The following is a 13,651-nucleotide window of genomic DNA, read 5'->3' as shown; positions in this document are numbered from 1 at the left end:
CATACTGAATGAAGATTGATTAATGCAGCATACCTTCATTCACTTCAAAGAGTAATTCTTCCATTTGCTGATAGGCATTTTCACAACCTGGAATATTGAAAAGCACCATCAGGATCACCCACTTCAGGTCTTCCAGATCGAACTCTGCCGTATCCAGCGCGAGTACGCGCTCAATGACCATTTCTCGTGTTTCGAGGTTTAGCACCTGAATCTGTTCCAGGAATAGCAGGAACCCTCTACAGCTTGCATCCAGTCGATCGCACTCTTCTGCGGTATAAATACGTATAGAAAGAGGATCGGATGCCAGTTGCATAGGTTCGGCAAGACCATCCTGATAATCAGCAAGCTTTTCCAGCCAAAGTAACGCGTTGTAGATGTCTTCACGATCAAAACCAGCGTCGGTAAGATCCCGTTCCAGTTTGTCCTGATCCACACGCAGCTCAGCTTCGTTATGGATATATGTCTCAAACAAATACATTAGTACGTCGAACATGGCATGCCCTCCTCAATCGGACATAGCCGCCGGGTACAGCTGCGATCCATCCTGCTAACTCCAGTTCGAGCAGTTGAGCCACTACCTCTGGCACAGGTTGGCCGGCACGTTCAGCGACGACGTCAACAGGTGTTACCTCATCTCCTACGTTAGCCAGGAGCTCCGGAAATGGCAATGCCACCTCTTCGTGATCTGGCGAATAAATTGATTTTTCAGGTTCATCTGGCAACCATTGCAACCCATATTGCAAATTTTCCAGAATTTCTTCTGGGGCCGTCACAAGCGTGGCTCCCTGCTGAATAAGCCAATGTGGACCTTCACTTCCCGGACTCCCAATCGGTCCAGGCAACGCAAAAACCTCCCGCCCTTGTTCCAGTGCACAACGCGCAGTGACCAGTGACCCGCTACGCTGAGCAGCTTCTACAACCAGAACTCCTTTACTTAGACCACTAATAATGCGATTTCGTCGGGGAAAATTGCGCGGCAAAGGAAGCGTATCTAATGGGAACTCAGACACCAGTGCGCCTCCAGCCTCAATCAGTCGTTTAGCCAGACTGACATGCTGTCGTGGATGAATGGTCTCAAGCCCATTTCCCAGCACCGCAATACTCGTGCCTTCTCGGTTTATCGCAGCATTATGCGCCACACCATCAATCCCCCGGGCCAGGCCGCTGGTGATCGTCACGCCGCATGCTGCAAGCTTTTCACAAAACAGCCGCCCCCAGCGTTCGCCATACCAGGAGTGCTGTCGGCTACCGACGACGGCAACCTGAAACGAGCTAAGGCATATGGGATTTCCTGCCACAAAAAGCACCCCAGGATAATCCTCAATTGCACGGAGCTGTGCCGGATAATGCTCGCTGTCGGCAACCACAAAATGGTGATTGGGCTGTTCAAGCCAGCGCAGCGTTTTTTCCAGCGTCTGATCTGGAAAGGTTAAAAAGCGCCGAGCCTGGCGGGGGGAGAGCCCAGCATGATGAAGTACCACGTTGTTAATACATGGCTGAGTATTGAGCCAGTGGGCAACGCGCACCATCTCATCACCATACAGTTCATTCACTTGTACTAAACGTAGCCAAATTTCGATTTTGGTCATCCCTGTTCCCCTGCCACAAGCAGTCCTGGCAATCTTTGCGATTGGTCACTGATGCTGTCAATCAGAGGGGGTTTTGTCTAGAATAGAGGTAATAATCTTTTCAACTCCTGAACACAACTCTGGATAACTATGTCAGTTTTGCAAGTGTTACATATTCCGGACGAGCGCCTTCGCAAAGTCGCAAAACCGGTCGAAGAAGTGAATGCAGAAATTCAGCGTATCGTTGATGATATGTTCGAAACGATGTACGCCGAAGAAGGTATCGGTCTGGCAGCAACTCAGGTCGATATTCATCAGCGCATCATTGTTATTGATGTCTCTGAAAATCGCGACGAGCAGTTGGTACTCATTAACCCAGAGCTGCTGGAAAAAGACGGCGAAACAGGTATTGAAGAAGGCTGCCTGTCTATTCCCGAACAGCGTGCGTTAGTACCGCGCGCAGAGAAAGTAAAAATTCGTGCGCTCGATCGCAACGGCAAATCTTTTGAACTGGAAGCCGATGGCCTGCTGGCTATCTGCATTCAACATGAAATGGATCACCTGGTCGGTAAACTGTTTATCGATTATCTGTCTCCGTTGAAGCAACAACGCATTCGTCAGAAAGTTGAAAAACTCGACCGCCTGAACGCCCGAGCTTAAGGACAAGAATCAACGTGTCAGACTCACTACGTATTATTTTTGCGGGTACACCTGACTTTGCAGCGCGTCATCTCGACGCGCTGTTGTCTTCTGGACATAACGTCGTTGGCGTGTTTACCCAACCGGACCGTCCGGCGGGACGCGGTAAAAAGCTGATGCCCAGCCCGGTAAAAGTGCTGGCGGAAGAAAAAGGGATACCGGTTTTCCAACCCGTCTCTCTTCGTCCTCAGGAAAACCAGCAGCTGGTTGCTGATTTACGCGCAGACGTGATGGTAGTGGTAGCATATGGCCTGATACTGCCAAAAGCCGTACTGGAAATGCCGCGTCTGGGTTGTATCAACGTTCACGGTTCCCTGCTTCCACGCTGGCGTGGCGCAGCCCCAATCCAGCGCTCACTGTGGGCAGGCGACGCCGAAACTGGTGTGACCATCATGCAGATGGATGTTGGCCTCGACACTGGTGATATGCTGCTTAAGCTGTCCTGCCCGATAACTGCAGAAGATACCAGCGGTTCGTTATACGATAAGCTGGCAGATTTAGGACCTCAGGGGCTGATTGAAACGCTAAAACAGCTGGCGGCTGGCACCATAAAACCCGTTGTACAAGATGAATCACTGGTTACGCATGCAGAAAAACTCAGCAAAGAAGAGGCCCGTATCGACTGGTCGCTTTCAGCCGCTCAGTTGGAACGCTGCATCCGCGCCTTTAACCCGTGGCCAATGAGCTGGCTTGAAATCGACGGCCAGCCAGTGAAAGTCTGGCAAGCTACGGTTATTACAGCGAACACACAGGCCGCACCAGGCACTATTCTTGAGGCGACAAAACAGGGTATCCAGGTCGCAACGGGCGACGGCATCCTGAATCTCGTCTCTTTGCAACCTGCCGGTAAAAAAGCCATGAGCGCGCAGGATCTGCTTAATTCGCGCCGGGAATGGTTTGTACCCGGTAACCGTCTGGTATGACGGTTCATCTCGTTAAGCCCGGTATCTCCGGGCATTTTTATTTTTGCGCTTATGAAAAAACATCTTAATTTACGCAGTATGGCGGCCCAGGCCATCGAACAGGTTGTCGAAAAGGGACAATCATTAAGCAACGTGCTGCCCGCCATGCAGCAAAAAGTTGCCGATAAAGACAAAGCACTGTTGCAGGAGCTTTGCTTCGGCGTGTTGCGTACACTCTCCCAACTGGAGTGGATGATCCAGCAGTTGATGGAACGTCCAATGACGGGCAAACAGCGCACTGTTCACTATCTGATCATGGTGGGCTTCTACCAACTGCTGCATACTCGTATTCCACCGCATGCTGCTTTGGCAGAGACCGTAGAAGGTGCAGTCGTTATTAAGCGTCCGCAGCTTAAAGGGCTGATCAACGGCGTGCTGCGCCAGTTTCAGCGCCGTCAAGAAGAGCTACTGGCTGAATTCTCTCAAAGCGATTTACGTTTCTTACACCCCTCCTGGCTGGTGAAACGTATTAAGACCGCTTATCCGCAGCAGTGGGAAGCCATTCTTGAAGCCAATAACCAGCGACCGCCGATGTGGTTACGTGTCAATCGTAACCATCATACGCGCGATGCCTGGCTGGACCTGCTGACCGAAGCGGGATTAACCGGTTTCCCGCATCCAGATTACCCGGATGCAGTGCGTCTGGAAACGCCAGCTCCTGTGCACGCCCTCCCTGGTTTTGATGAAGGCTGGGTAACCGTCCAGGATGCTTCCGCTCAAGGATGCATAAATTATCTGTTGCCGGAGGACGGTGAACAGATCCTCGACCTATGCTGTGCACCGGGGGGCAAAACCACTCACATTCTGGAAGTTGCTCCGCACGCTAACGTAATGGCTGTCGATGTTGATGAAAAACGCTTATCGCGCGTTTTCGACAATCTAAAACGTCTGGGTATGAAGGCAACCGTAAAACAGGGTGATGGCCGCTATCCACAGCAGTGGTGCGGTGAACAACAGTTTGACCGTATTTTGCTGGACGCTCCGTGTTCTGCCACCGGAGTGATCCGTCGCCATCCGGATATCAAATGGCTGCGTCGCGACCGGGATATTGCTGAACTTGCCCAGTTGCAGGCTGAAATCCTGAATGCAACCTGGCCACATCTTAAACCTGGCGGCACGCTGGTTTATGCAACCTGCTCTATCCTGCCAGAAGAAAACCAACAGCAAATTGCCGCCTTCCTTGCACGCACGCCAGATGCGGTATTAAGCGTCACTGGTACGCCGGAAAAACCTGGACGTCAGAATTTACCGAGTGCGGAAGATGGTGATGGCTTCTTTTACGCTAAGCTAATCAAAAAGTGATGAGATAACGGGTCGCGACTGATGAAAATTATCATTCTGGGCGCAGGGCAAGTTGGCGGTACGCTGGCTGAAAACCTGGTCGGAGAGAACAACGATATCACGGTAGTCGATACCAATGGTGAGCGCCTGCGTAGCCTGCAGGACAAGTTTGATCTCCGTGTCGTGCAAGGGCATGGTTCGCATCCCCGCGTTCTACGTGAAGCCGGTGCTGACGATGCCGATATGCTGGTTGCCGTAACCAGCTCAGATGAAACAAATATGGTTGCCTGCCAGGTAGCTTATTCACTGTTTAACACGCCTAATCGTATCGCTCGTATTCGTTCACCGGATTACGTTCGTGATGCGGACAAGCTATTTCAATCTGATGCGGTGCCTATCGATCACCTGATTGCGCCTGAGCAACTGGTTATCGATAGCATTTATCGCCTGATTGAATATCCGGGCGCATTGCAGGTAGTGAATTTTGCCGAAGGAAAAGTCAGCCTGGCCGTGGTGAAAGCCTATTACGGTGGGCCGCTGATTGGTAATGCGCTGTCGACAATGCGTGAGCATATGCCGCACATCGATACCCGCGTTGCGGCGATTTTCCGTCATGACCGACCGATCCGTCCGCAAGGTTCTACCATTGTTGAAGCGGGTGATGAAGTTTTCTTCATCGCGGCCTCGCAGCATATTCGCGCCGTAATGAGCGAATTACAGCGTCTGGAAAAGCCTTACAAACGCATTATGTTAGTGGGCGGTGGGAATATTGGCGCGGGGCTGGCACGGCGACTAGAAAAAGATTACAGCGTCAAACTGATTGAACGTAATCAACAGCGCGCATCCGAGCTTGCAGAGAAACTGCAAAATACGATCGTCTTTTTTGGTGATGCCTCGGATCAAGAGCTGCTGGCGGAAGAACATATCGATCAGGTTGATCTGTTCATTGCGGTAACCAACGATGATGAAGCGAATATCATGTCGGCGATGCTTGCCAAACGGATGGGCGCCAAGAAAGTGATGGTGTTGATCCAACGCAGAGCATACGTCGATCTGGTGCAAGGCAGCGTGATCGATATTGCGATTTCACCGCAGCAGGCAACCATCTCTGCGCTGCTCAGTCATGTGCGTAAAGCGGATATTGTTGGTGTATCTTCACTGCGCCGTGGCGTCGCGGAAGCCATTGAAGCCGTTGCACACGGTGATGAAACGACGTCACGGGTTGTGGGTCGCTCAATTGATGAAATTAAACTTCCACCAGGAACCATTATTGGCGCCGTTGTGCGTGGTAACGATGTGATGATTGCCAATGATAACCTGCGTATTGAACAGGGCGATCACGTAATTATGTTCCTGACAGATAAAAAGTTTATTACCGACGTCGAGCGACTATTCCAGCCAAGTCCGTTCTTCCTGTAATAATTTGGGCGCTGAAACTGCGCCTAAATTATTTCCCTCTATTTTTCATGGTTTAATAAATTTCTATTTAGGCAATACATAAATGGAAATTGCCTAAACATTTGTTAAACTTATAAACGTCAGCTGCATAGGGAGAATAAGATGAGCATTATTAAAGAATTTCGTGAATTCGCGATGCGCGGGAATGTTGTCGATTTGGCAGTGGGTGTCATTATTGGTGCGGCATTTGGGAAGATTGTTTCATCACTGGTTGCCGATATCATCATGCCGCCGCTGGGGTTGTTAATTGGTGGAATTGATTTTAAACAGTTTGCTTTAACACTACGTGATGCACAGGGAGATATCCCTGCAGTCGTTATGCATTACGGTGTATTTATTCAGAATATCTTTGATTTCGTTATTGTTGCGTTTGCTATCTTTATGGCAATCAAGCTGATCAACAAACTGAACCGTAAAAAAGCGGAAGAGCCAGCAGCACCGCCGGCGCCATCGAAAGAAGAAGTATTGCTGAGTGAAATTCGTGACCTGCTGAAAGAACAGAATAACCGCTCTTAAGCACTCACTGAAACAAGAAGGCCAGTGGTAAAAAAGTGAATGACTTTCTTGCCACTGGCCTCCCAGTTACCCCGATTACCATGTTTACCTTTACGTAGATAACTTCCTTTCCCTTTCTTATTTTTCTCAACGCGCTGCCTGAACAGTGGGTCATGTAGAAGCGCCTCAATGGCGTTATCTTTTATCTGCCCTTTAGTGTGCTGATAACGACTCATAATACCTCCAGTTATCGTAATTTACGCCGCGAGTGTAGACCTGACCGTTCAATAAATCAACAGCCTGATGGTGATCCACTGGCGCCTTGCTCAAGTGCTTCAAGGATAGAGCAGTACACGCTGCTGTGTGCCTTACCACAACACGCGTCATTCAATCGCTGCAGCGACCGTTGCATCGCCTGAAGCTCAGCTATTCTCGCTTCCACTTCCTGCAATCTTTCCTGGACGATCCCTTTTGATTCCTGGCAGGTATGGTGTTCGGGATCGATGCGGATCGAAAGCAGTTCGCGGATCGATTCCAGAGTGAAACCAAGCTGACGGGCATAGCGAATAAACTTTAGACGCTGAAGATCGCTTTCCGTATAGAGACGAAACCCGCCTTCTGTACGTATTTCATGTTCCATCATCTGCTGCTTTTCATAGTAGCGGATAGTATCAGGCGTCACGTCAGCCAGTTTCGCTAATTCACCAATACGGTACATGCTATCTCCGCTATTCGTCGTTGATCTTCTGTAGCAGCTTATCTGCGTATTCACCGTGTAAAAACTCGGTGCTGAGTCCAGCCTGCCGAAGTTTCAGTTCCAGTAGTGACAGTCTTCGATTCACTTCCTGATAATGGGGATCATCTTTGCGGATCCCTGCGAGTATTTCAAGCAGCTGTATTGCCTCTCTGCGCTGCTCTAGCTCAGGAGGAAGACATCCCGCATTTTTTAATAAACGGAATCCGGCTCGAAGTTCAGGCGGAATGTGGGAATCATCGTCAAGAACCAACGGTTCGCCTGTACCAGGCAAACCATCAAACTCACCTTTAGACTGCGCATCAGTAATATGGCGCTCTGCCCACTGGTCCAGTAACCACATACAACACTCCAGTGATGAACAAAAAGAGTACAGATATTGTAGGTAAATGGGGATATGACGGATATAAAAAAACCCGCCGAGGCGGGTTTTTTTACGTTGCTACAGATTACTCTGCAGCAGCTTCTGTTTTCTCTGAACGATCAACCAGCTCGATGTATGCCATCGGCGCGTTGTCGCCTGCACGGAAGCCACACTTCAGAATGCGAGTGTAACCACCGGCGCGGCTCGCGAAACGCGGGCCCAGTTCGTTAAACAGTTTTGCCACGATCTCGTTATCACGAGTGCGGGCGAATGCCAGACGACGATTAGCTACGCTATCAGTCTTGGCAAGAGTAATCAGCGGCTCAACTACGCGACGCAGCTCTTTCGCTTTCGGCAGAGTCGTCTTGATGATTTCATGACGAACCAGTGAACCTGCCATATTGCGGAACATAGCCTGGCGATGGCTGCTGTTGCGGTTCAGTTGACGACCACTCTTACGATGGCGCATGACCTTATCCTTCTCAGTAAAACCTTAACCTGTGATCCGGTTACTCGTCAGCGATGCTTGCCGGTGGCCAGTTTTCCAGGCGCATGCCCAGAGACAGTCCACGGGAAGCCAGCACGTCTTTAATCTCAGTAAGAGATTTTTTACCAAGGTTAGGCGTCTTAAGAAGCTCAACCTCAGTACGCTGTACCAGATCACCGATATAGTGGATAGCTTCTGCTTTGAGGCAGTTAGCAGAGCGGACAGTCAATTCCAGATCGTCAACAGGGCGCAGCAGGATCGGATCGAATTCTGGTTTCTCTTCTTTAACTTCCGGCTGACGTACATCACGTAAGTCAACGAAAGCTTCAAGTTGTTCAGCCAGAATGGTTGCCGCACGACGAATCGCCTCTTCAGGATCGATTGTGCCGTTGGTTTCCATTTCGATGACCAGCTTGTCCAGGTCGGTACGCTGTTCTACACGCGCTGCTTCAACATTGTAGGCAATACGCTCTACAGGGCTGTAGCATGCGTCGACCAGCAGACGGCCGATTGGGCGCTCATCTTCTTCCGAATGAATTCGGGTAGAAGCCGGCACATAACCACGACCGCGCTGAACTTTGATACGCATGCTAATAGATGCATTCTCATCGGTCAGGTGGCAGATCACGTGCTGTGGCTTGACGATTTCGACATCACCATCATGGGTAATGTCGGCTGCAGTCACAGGGCCAATGCCAGATTTATTCAAGGTAAGAATAACGTCATCTTTACCCTGAACTCTCACCGCCAGCCCTTTCAGGTTGAGCAGGATTTCCAGGATATCTTCCTGAACGCCTTCTTTGGTGCTGTACTCATGTAGTACACCATCAATCTCAACCTCGGTCACCGCGCAACCCGGCATCGATGAGAGCAGAATACGGCGCAGTGCGTTACCCAAAGTATGGCCGAAGCCACGCTCTAAAGGCTCAAGGGTCACCTTGGCGTGCGTCGAACTCACTTGCTCGATATCTACCAGGCGCGGTTTTAGAAACTCTGTCACAGAACCCTGCATTGTGTCCTCTCTTTGGTACTAAGCTTTACTTGGAGTAAAGCTCGACGATCAGGTGTTCGTTAATGTCCGCAGACAGATCAGAACGCTCCGGCTTACGCTTGAACGTACCTTCCATCTTGCCAGCATCAACTTCCAGCCAGGTTGGCTTTTCACGCTGCTCAGCCAGCTCCAGAGCGGCTTTCACGCGAGACTGCTTCTTCGCTTTCTCACGAATGCTAACAACGTCATTCGGACTAACCTGATAAGAAGCGATGTTAACAACACGACCGTTTACCATAATTGCTTTATGGCTGACCAGCTGACGTGCTTCTGCACGAGTGGCACCGAAGCCCATACGGTATACAACGTTGTCCAGACGACCTTCCAGCAGACCCAACAGGTTTTCACCGGTGTTGCCTTTCAGACGTGCTGCTTCTTTGTAGTAGTTACGGAACTGACGCTCCAGCACACCGTAGATACGGCGAACTTTTTGCTTTTCACGCAACTGCACACCATAGTCAGACAGACGCGGTTTACGCGCACCGTGCTGGCCAGGAGCTTGTTCAATTTTACACTTGGTATCGATCGCGCGAACGCCAGACTTAAGGAATAAGTCAGTGCCCTCACGACGGCTCAGCTTGAGCTTAGGACCCAAATATCTTGCCATTTTCTTTCTCCAACAATCCTAGAAACGACAGCGTTATACGCGACGTTTTTTCGGCGGACGACAACCGTTATGAGGGATCGGAGTCACATCAGTAATATTAGTGATGCGGAAACCAGCGGCGTTCAGAGCACGAACAGTAGATTCGCGACCTGGACCCGGTCCTTTGACCATAACTTCCAGATTCTTGATACCGTATTCTTTTACGGCTTCAGCGCAACGCTCTGCTGCAACCTGAGCTGCAAACGGAGTGGATTTGCGAGAACCACGGAAACCGGAACCACCGGCTGTTGCCCAACCCAGTGCGTTACCCTGACGATCAGTAATGGTAACGATGGTGTTGTTAAAAGAAGCATGGATATGAGCCACGCCGTCAGAGACTTGTTTTCTTACACGTTTACGTGCACGAATTGGTGCCTTTGCCATTATTCAATCACCCCGATTATTTCTTGATCGGTTTGCGCGGACCCTTACGGGTACGTGCGTTGGTCTTGGTACGCTGACCGCGAACCGGGAGACCACGACGATGACGCAAACCGCGATAGCAACCAAGGTCCATAAGGCGCTTGATGCTCATGCTAACTTCACGGCGCAGATCACCTTCAACGACAAATTTGGCAACTTCGTCACGCAGCGTGTCGATTTGTTCTTCAGACAGCTCACTGATCTTAACATCTTCAGCGATACCCGCGGCAGCCAGAATGGCTTTAGAACGGGTCTTGCCGACGCCGTAGATCGAAGTTAATGCGATCACAGCATGTTTCTGATCAGGAATGTTAATGCCTGCTATACGGGCCACTATGCACTCCTACTATTTAATATGTACGCACCATGCTGAAAAGCCCGTTTTCAGGATACTCAAATGGAAACGCACAGACATACAAAAGATTGGCTGGCTAATCTAGCCAGCTCAACCCAACTTTGCAAGAAAAATATGCGAATAAATCAGCCTTGGCGCTGTTTATGCTTCGGCTCGGCACTGCAAATCACACGGATGACACCATCACGCTTAACGATTTTGCAGTTACGGCATAATTTCTTGACGGAAGCACGAACTTTCATTTTTACTCTCCGTAACTTCTCGGGCGACTGTTAACGGCCGTAGCCTTTCAGATTCGCCTTCTTCAATGCAGACTCGTACTGACTTGACATCATCAGAGTTTGCACTTGAGCCATAAAGTCCATAATCACGACAACAACGATAAGCAGTGAGGTCCCACCGAAGTAGAACGGTACTTTCATTGCATCACGCATGAACTCCGGGATCAGGCAGATAAAGGTAATGTAGAGCGCACCAACCAGAGTCAGGCGGGTCATTACTTTATCGATATACTTCGCCGTTTGCTCTCCCGGACGAATTCCTGGTACAAATGCACCGGACTTCTTCAGGTTATCTGCTGTTTCACGCGGGTTGAAAACCAACGCCGTGTAGAAGAAACAGAAGAATATGATTGCAGACGCATAGAGTAACACATAAAGCGGTTGCCCAGGCTGCAAATACAGCGAAATTGTTGTCAGCCAGTTCCAACCAGTCCCGCCCCCGAACCATGACGCGATGGTCGCTGGGAACAGAATAATACTGGAAGCGAAGATTGCCGGGATTACCCCCGCCATATTCACTTTCAGCGGTAAATGTGTGCTCTGTGCAGCATAGACACGACGACCTTGCTGACGTTTCGCGTAGTTTACCACAATGCGGCGTTGACCACGCTCAACAAATACAACAAAGAACGTCACTGCAAATACTAATACTGCAACCAACAGCAACACGAGGAAGTGCAGGTCGCCTTGACGCGCTTGCTCGATAGTATGGGCAATGGCTGGCGGGAGTCCCGCGACAATACCGGCGAAGATAATGATTGAGATACCGTTGCCGATACCACGTTCAGTAATCTGTTCGCCCAACCACATCAGGAACATCGTCCCTGTAACCAGACTTACAACAGCGGTGAAATAGAATGCAAAGCCTGGATTCATTACCAGGCCCTGCATACCAGGCATATTCGGCAGACCGGTAGCAATACCGATCGACTGGAATATTGCCAGCACCAGAGTACCGTAGCGGGTGTACTGGCTGATCTTACGACGACCAGACTCCCCTTCTTTCTTAATTTCTGCCAGCGTTGGATGAACCACCGTCAGCAGCTGGATAATAATCGACGCCGAAATATACGGCATGATCCCCAGAGCAAAGATAGAAGCACGGCTGAGAGCACCACCAGAGAACATGTTAAACATTTCAATGATGGTGCCTCGCTGTTGCTCAAGCAGTTTGGCAAGTACAGCGGCATCAATACCAGGGATCGGAATGAAAGAGCCAATACGGAACACAATCAGCGCGCCGATTACAAACAGCAGTCTGCGTTTCAGCTCGCCTAAGCCACCTTTGGCACTTTGAAAATCTAATCCCGGTTGTTTAGCCATCTGCTACTTATTCCTCGATTTTACCGCCAGCAGCTTCGATAGCAGCACGAGCGCCTTTAGTAACACGCAGGCCACGAACAGTTACCGGAGTAGTGACTTCACCAGCCAGAATCACTTTCGCGAACTCGATCTGGATACCGATAATGTTAGCTGCTTTCAGCGTGTTCAGGTCTACAACACCGCCTTCAACTTTAGCCAGATCAGACAGACGAACTTCGGCTGTAATCGCTGCTTTACGTGAAGTGAAGCCGAATTTCGGCAGACGACGGTACAGAGGCATCTGACCCCCCTCGAAACCACGACGTACGCCACCGCCAGAACGAGACTTCTGACCTTTGTGACCACGACCACCGGTTTTACCGAGGCCAGAACCGATACCACGACCCAGGCGGCGAGCCGCTTTTTTAGAGCCTTCGGCCGGAGACAGAGTATTTAAACGCATCTCTTACTCCTCAACTTTAACCATGAAGGAAACCGCGTTGACCATACCACGAACAGCAGGAGTATCCTCGCGCTCTACGGTGTGACCAATACGACGCAGACCCAGGCCAAGCAGCGTTGCCTTATGTTTCGGCAGACGACCGATTGCACTGCGGGTTTGAGTAATTTTAATAGTCTTTGCCATGGTTTATTTCCCCAGAATTTCTTCAACGGATTTACCACGCTTGGCAGCGACCATTTCCGGAGATTTCATATTTTCCAGGCCATCGATAGTTGCACGAACCACGTTAATCGGGTTAGTAGAACCATACGCTTTAGCCAGAACGTTACGAACTCCAGCGACTTCCAGAACGGCGCGCATTGCACCACCGGCGATGATACCGGTACCTTCGGAAGCCGGCTGCATGAATACACGAGAACCCGTGTGAGTACCCTTAACCGGGTGCTGCAGGGTGCCGTGGTTCAGCGCGACGTTAATCATATTGCGACGGGCTTTTTCCATCGCTTTCTGGATCGCTGCTGGAACTTCACGCGCTTTACCGTAACCAAAACCAACGCGACCGTTACCATCACCAACTACAGTCAGAGCTGTGAAGGAGAAAATACGACCACCTTTAACGGTTTTAGATACGCGGTTAACCGCGATCAGCTTTTCCTGCAGTTCGCCAGCTTGTTTTTCGATGTGAGCCATCTTACACCTCTACCTTAGAACTGAAGGCCAGCTTCACGGGCAGCATCTGCCAGTGCCTGGACACGACCATGATATTGGAACCCGGAACGGTCAAAAGAAACATCTTTGATGCCTTTTTCCAGAGCGCGTTCAGCAACAGCTTTACCTACAGCTGCAGCAGCGTCTTTGTTACCGGTGTACTTCAATTGTTCAGCGATAGCTTTTTCTACAGTAGAAGCAGCTACCAGAACTTCAGAACCGTTCGGTGCAATTACCTGTGCGTAAATATGACGCGGGGTACGATGTACCACCAGGCGAGTTGCGCCCAGCTCCTGGAGCTTGCGGCGTGCGCGGGTCGCACGACGGATACGAGCAGATTTCTTATCCATAGTG

Annotated in this window: 21 protein-coding genes; 5 read left to right on the top strand and 16 right to left on the bottom strand. The window is 50.2% G+C overall.

The annotated features are described in order from the left end of the window. Positions 1-19: 19 nt before the first annotated feature. Both smg and dprA read right to left on the bottom strand, forming a co-directional pair. The gene (gene smg, locus HV352_RS02045; protein WP_003031162.1) at positions 20-493 is read right to left on the bottom strand and encodes a DUF494 family protein Smg; all 474 of its coding nucleotides are present in this window, start codon (positions 491-493) and stop codon (positions 20-22) included. After that, positions 465-1,589 (bottom strand): DNA-protecting protein DprA, encoded by a 1,125-nt coding sequence (gene dprA / locus HV352_RS02040; RefSeq protein WP_181635162.1) that lies wholly within the window; start codon positions 1,587-1,589, stop codon positions 465-467. Before dprA ends, smg begins: the two co-directional genes overlap by 29 nt. 129 nt (positions 1,590-1,718) lie before the next feature. Here dprA and def point away from each other — a divergent pair, with 129 nt between their 5' ends. From def to mscL, 5 genes are all read left to right on the top strand, one after another. Then, positions 1,719-2,228, top strand: a complete 510-nt coding sequence (gene def, locus HV352_RS02035) for a peptide deformylase (protein ID WP_003031159.1) — start codon at positions 1,719-1,721, stop codon at positions 2,226-2,228. A gap of 14 nt (positions 2,229-2,242) precedes the next feature. Further along, the gene (fmt, locus tag HV352_RS02030) at positions 2,243-3,190 is read left to right on the top strand and encodes a methionyl-tRNA formyltransferase (RefSeq protein ID WP_047501513.1); all 948 of its coding nucleotides are present in this window, start codon (positions 2,243-2,245) and stop codon (positions 3,188-3,190) included. A gap of 51 nt (positions 3,191-3,241) precedes the next feature. Further along, positions 3,242-4,531, top strand: coding sequence for a 16S rRNA (cytosine(967)-C(5))-methyltransferase RsmB (gene rsmB, locus HV352_RS02025; RefSeq protein ID WP_181635161.1), 1,290 nt, complete (start codon positions 3,242-3,244; stop codon positions 4,529-4,531). Between the two features lie 21 nt (positions 4,532-4,552). Then, complete coding sequence (gene trkA, locus HV352_RS02020) at positions 4,553-5,929, top strand: Trk system potassium transporter TrkA (protein WP_003031153.1); 1,377 nt, start codon at positions 4,553-4,555, stop codon at positions 5,927-5,929. Between the two features lie 141 nt (positions 5,930-6,070). Further along, complete coding sequence (mscL, locus tag HV352_RS02015; RefSeq protein WP_016154742.1) at positions 6,071-6,484, top strand: large-conductance mechanosensitive channel protein MscL; 414 nt, start codon at positions 6,071-6,073, stop codon at positions 6,482-6,484. Here mscL and arfA read toward each other — a convergent pair. The 14 genes from arfA to rplR all read right to left on the bottom strand — a co-directional run bounded on the left by arfA (position 6,481) and on the right by rplR (position 13,647). After that, positions 6,481-6,699, bottom strand: coding sequence for an alternative ribosome-rescue factor ArfA (gene arfA / locus HV352_RS02010; protein ID WP_016157605.1), 219 nt, complete (start codon positions 6,697-6,699; stop codon positions 6,481-6,483). The two genes, mscL and arfA, sit on opposite strands and share 4 nt — an antisense overlap. Before the next feature lie 56 nt (positions 6,700-6,755). Further along, positions 6,756-7,181, bottom strand: coding sequence for a Zn(2+)-responsive transcriptional regulator (gene zntR / locus HV352_RS02005; RefSeq protein ID WP_016154744.1), 426 nt, complete (start codon positions 7,179-7,181; stop codon positions 6,756-6,758). 10 nt (positions 7,182-7,191) lie between these two features. Continuing rightward, positions 7,192-7,560, bottom strand: a complete 369-nt coding sequence (locus tag HV352_RS02000) for a DUF1992 domain-containing protein (RefSeq protein ID WP_181635160.1) — start codon at positions 7,558-7,560, stop codon at positions 7,192-7,194. A 106-nt stretch (positions 7,561-7,666) separates the two neighbouring features. After that, a complete protein-coding gene (rplQ, locus tag HV352_RS01995) occupies positions 7,667-8,050 on the bottom strand; it encodes a 50S ribosomal protein L17 (protein ID WP_001216370.1) in 384 nt (127 codons plus the stop codon). A 40-nt stretch (positions 8,051-8,090) separates the two neighbouring features. After that, positions 8,091-9,080, bottom strand: a complete 990-nt coding sequence (gene rpoA / locus HV352_RS01990) for a DNA-directed RNA polymerase subunit alpha (protein WP_003031139.1) — start codon at positions 9,078-9,080, stop codon at positions 8,091-8,093. Between the two features lie 25 nt (positions 9,081-9,105). Beyond that, positions 9,106-9,726, bottom strand: a complete 621-nt coding sequence (gene rpsD / locus HV352_RS01985; RefSeq protein ID WP_003031138.1) for a 30S ribosomal protein S4 — start codon at positions 9,724-9,726, stop codon at positions 9,106-9,108. Between the two features lie 33 nt (positions 9,727-9,759). Beyond that, positions 9,760-10,149 (bottom strand): 30S ribosomal protein S11, encoded by a 390-nt coding sequence (gene rpsK / locus HV352_RS01980; protein ID WP_003031137.1) that lies wholly within the window; start codon positions 10,147-10,149, stop codon positions 9,760-9,762. Positions 10,150-10,165: 16 nt separating this feature from the next. Beyond that, positions 10,166-10,522: a 30S ribosomal protein S13 gene (gene rpsM / locus HV352_RS01975; protein ID WP_003031135.1), complete on the bottom strand. Its 357-nt coding sequence runs from the start codon at positions 10,520-10,522 to the stop codon at positions 10,166-10,168. A 146-nt stretch (positions 10,523-10,668) separates the two neighbouring features. After that, positions 10,669-10,785, bottom strand: a complete 117-nt coding sequence (gene rpmJ / locus HV352_RS01970) for a 50S ribosomal protein L36 (protein WP_000868187.1) — start codon at positions 10,783-10,785, stop codon at positions 10,669-10,671. Between the two features lie 30 nt (positions 10,786-10,815). Continuing rightward, positions 10,816-12,147, bottom strand: coding sequence for a preprotein translocase subunit SecY (gene secY / locus HV352_RS01965; RefSeq protein ID WP_001118864.1), 1,332 nt, complete (start codon positions 12,145-12,147; stop codon positions 10,816-10,818). A 7-nt stretch (positions 12,148-12,154) separates the two neighbouring features. Continuing rightward, complete coding sequence (rplO, locus tag HV352_RS01960) at positions 12,155-12,589, bottom strand: 50S ribosomal protein L15 (RefSeq protein ID WP_003031132.1); 435 nt, start codon at positions 12,587-12,589, stop codon at positions 12,155-12,157. A gap of 3 nt (positions 12,590-12,592) precedes the next feature. Continuing rightward, complete coding sequence (rpmD, locus tag HV352_RS01955; protein WP_001140434.1) at positions 12,593-12,772, bottom strand: 50S ribosomal protein L30; 180 nt, start codon at positions 12,770-12,772, stop codon at positions 12,593-12,595. A 3-nt stretch (positions 12,773-12,775) separates the two neighbouring features. Then, positions 12,776-13,279, bottom strand: coding sequence for a 30S ribosomal protein S5 (gene rpsE, locus HV352_RS01950; RefSeq protein WP_003031131.1), 504 nt, complete (start codon positions 13,277-13,279; stop codon positions 12,776-12,778). 14 nt (positions 13,280-13,293) lie between these two features. Continuing rightward, on the bottom strand, positions 13,294-13,647 hold the full coding sequence (rplR, locus tag HV352_RS01945) for a 50S ribosomal protein L18 (protein ID WP_000358960.1): 354 nt from the start codon (positions 13,645-13,647) through the stop codon (positions 13,294-13,296). Between the last annotated feature and the right edge of the window lie 4 nt (positions 13,648-13,651).

The sequence above is a fragment of the Citrobacter sp. RHBSTW-01044 genome (assembly GCF_013781945.1).
In the GTDB taxonomy this organism is placed as follows: Bacteria; Pseudomonadota; Gammaproteobacteria; order Enterobacterales; family Enterobacteriaceae; genus Citrobacter; species Citrobacter braakii.
Note: the sequence above shows the minus strand (reverse complement) of the source record. Positions and strands in the feature narration are given on the sequence as shown.

Bases quoted from the DNA above. Each gene is read 5' to 3' on its own strand.
- rpsD (WP_003031138.1), bottom strand. From the start codon at position 9,726: ATGGCAAGATATTTGGGTCCTAAGCTCAAGCTGAGCCGTCGTGAGGGC.
- HV352_RS02000 (WP_181635160.1), bottom strand. From the start codon at position 7,560: ATGTGGTTACTGGACCAGTGGGCAGAGCGCCATATTACTGATGCGCAG.
- rplR (WP_000358960.1), bottom strand. From the start codon at position 13,647: ATGGATAAGAAATCTGCTCGTATCCGTCGTGCGACCCGCGCACGCCGC.
- rpmJ (WP_000868187.1), bottom strand. From the start codon at position 10,785: ATGAAAGTTCGTGCTTCCGTCAAGAAATTATGCCGTAACTGCAAAATC.
- rplO (WP_003031132.1), bottom strand. From the start codon at position 12,589: ATGCGTTTAAATACTCTGTCTCCGGCCGAAGGCTCTAAAAAAGCGGCT.
- arfA (WP_016157605.1), bottom strand. From the start codon at position 6,699: ATGAGTCGTTATCAGCACACTAAAGGGCAGATAAAAGATAACGCCATT.
- mscL (WP_016154742.1), top strand. From the start codon at position 6,071: ATGAGCATTATTAAAGAATTTCGTGAATTCGCGATGCGCGGGAATGTT.
- def (WP_003031159.1), top strand. From the start codon at position 1,719: ATGTCAGTTTTGCAAGTGTTACATATTCCGGACGAGCGCCTTCGCAAA.
- rpoA (WP_003031139.1), bottom strand. From the start codon at position 9,080: ATGCAGGGTTCTGTGACAGAGTTTCTAAAACCGCGCCTGGTAGATATC.
- trkA (WP_003031153.1), top strand. From the start codon at position 4,553: ATGAAAATTATCATTCTGGGCGCAGGGCAAGTTGGCGGTACGCTGGCT.
- rpsK (WP_003031137.1), bottom strand. From the start codon at position 10,149: ATGGCAAAGGCACCAATTCGTGCACGTAAACGTGTAAGAAAACAAGTC.
- secY (WP_001118864.1), bottom strand. From the start codon at position 12,147: ATGGCTAAACAACCGGGATTAGATTTTCAAAGTGCCAAAGGTGGCTTA.
- smg (WP_003031162.1), bottom strand. From the start codon at position 493: ATGTTCGACGTACTAATGTATTTGTTTGAGACATATATCCATAACGAA.
- rplQ (WP_001216370.1), bottom strand. From the start codon at position 8,050: ATGCGCCATCGTAAGAGTGGTCGTCAACTGAACCGCAACAGCAGCCAT.
- rpmD (WP_001140434.1), bottom strand. From the start codon at position 12,772: ATGGCAAAGACTATTAAAATTACTCAAACCCGCAGTGCAATCGGTCGT.
- dprA (WP_181635162.1), bottom strand. From the start codon at position 1,589: ATGACCAAAATCGAAATTTGGCTACGTTTAGTACAAGTGAATGAACTG.
- rsmB (WP_181635161.1), top strand. From the start codon at position 3,242: ATGAAAAAACATCTTAATTTACGCAGTATGGCGGCCCAGGCCATCGAA.
- rpsE (WP_003031131.1), bottom strand. From the start codon at position 13,279: ATGGCTCACATCGAAAAACAAGCTGGCGAACTGCAGGAAAAGCTGATC.
- zntR (WP_016154744.1), bottom strand. From the start codon at position 7,181: ATGTACCGTATTGGTGAATTAGCGAAACTGGCTGACGTGACGCCTGAT.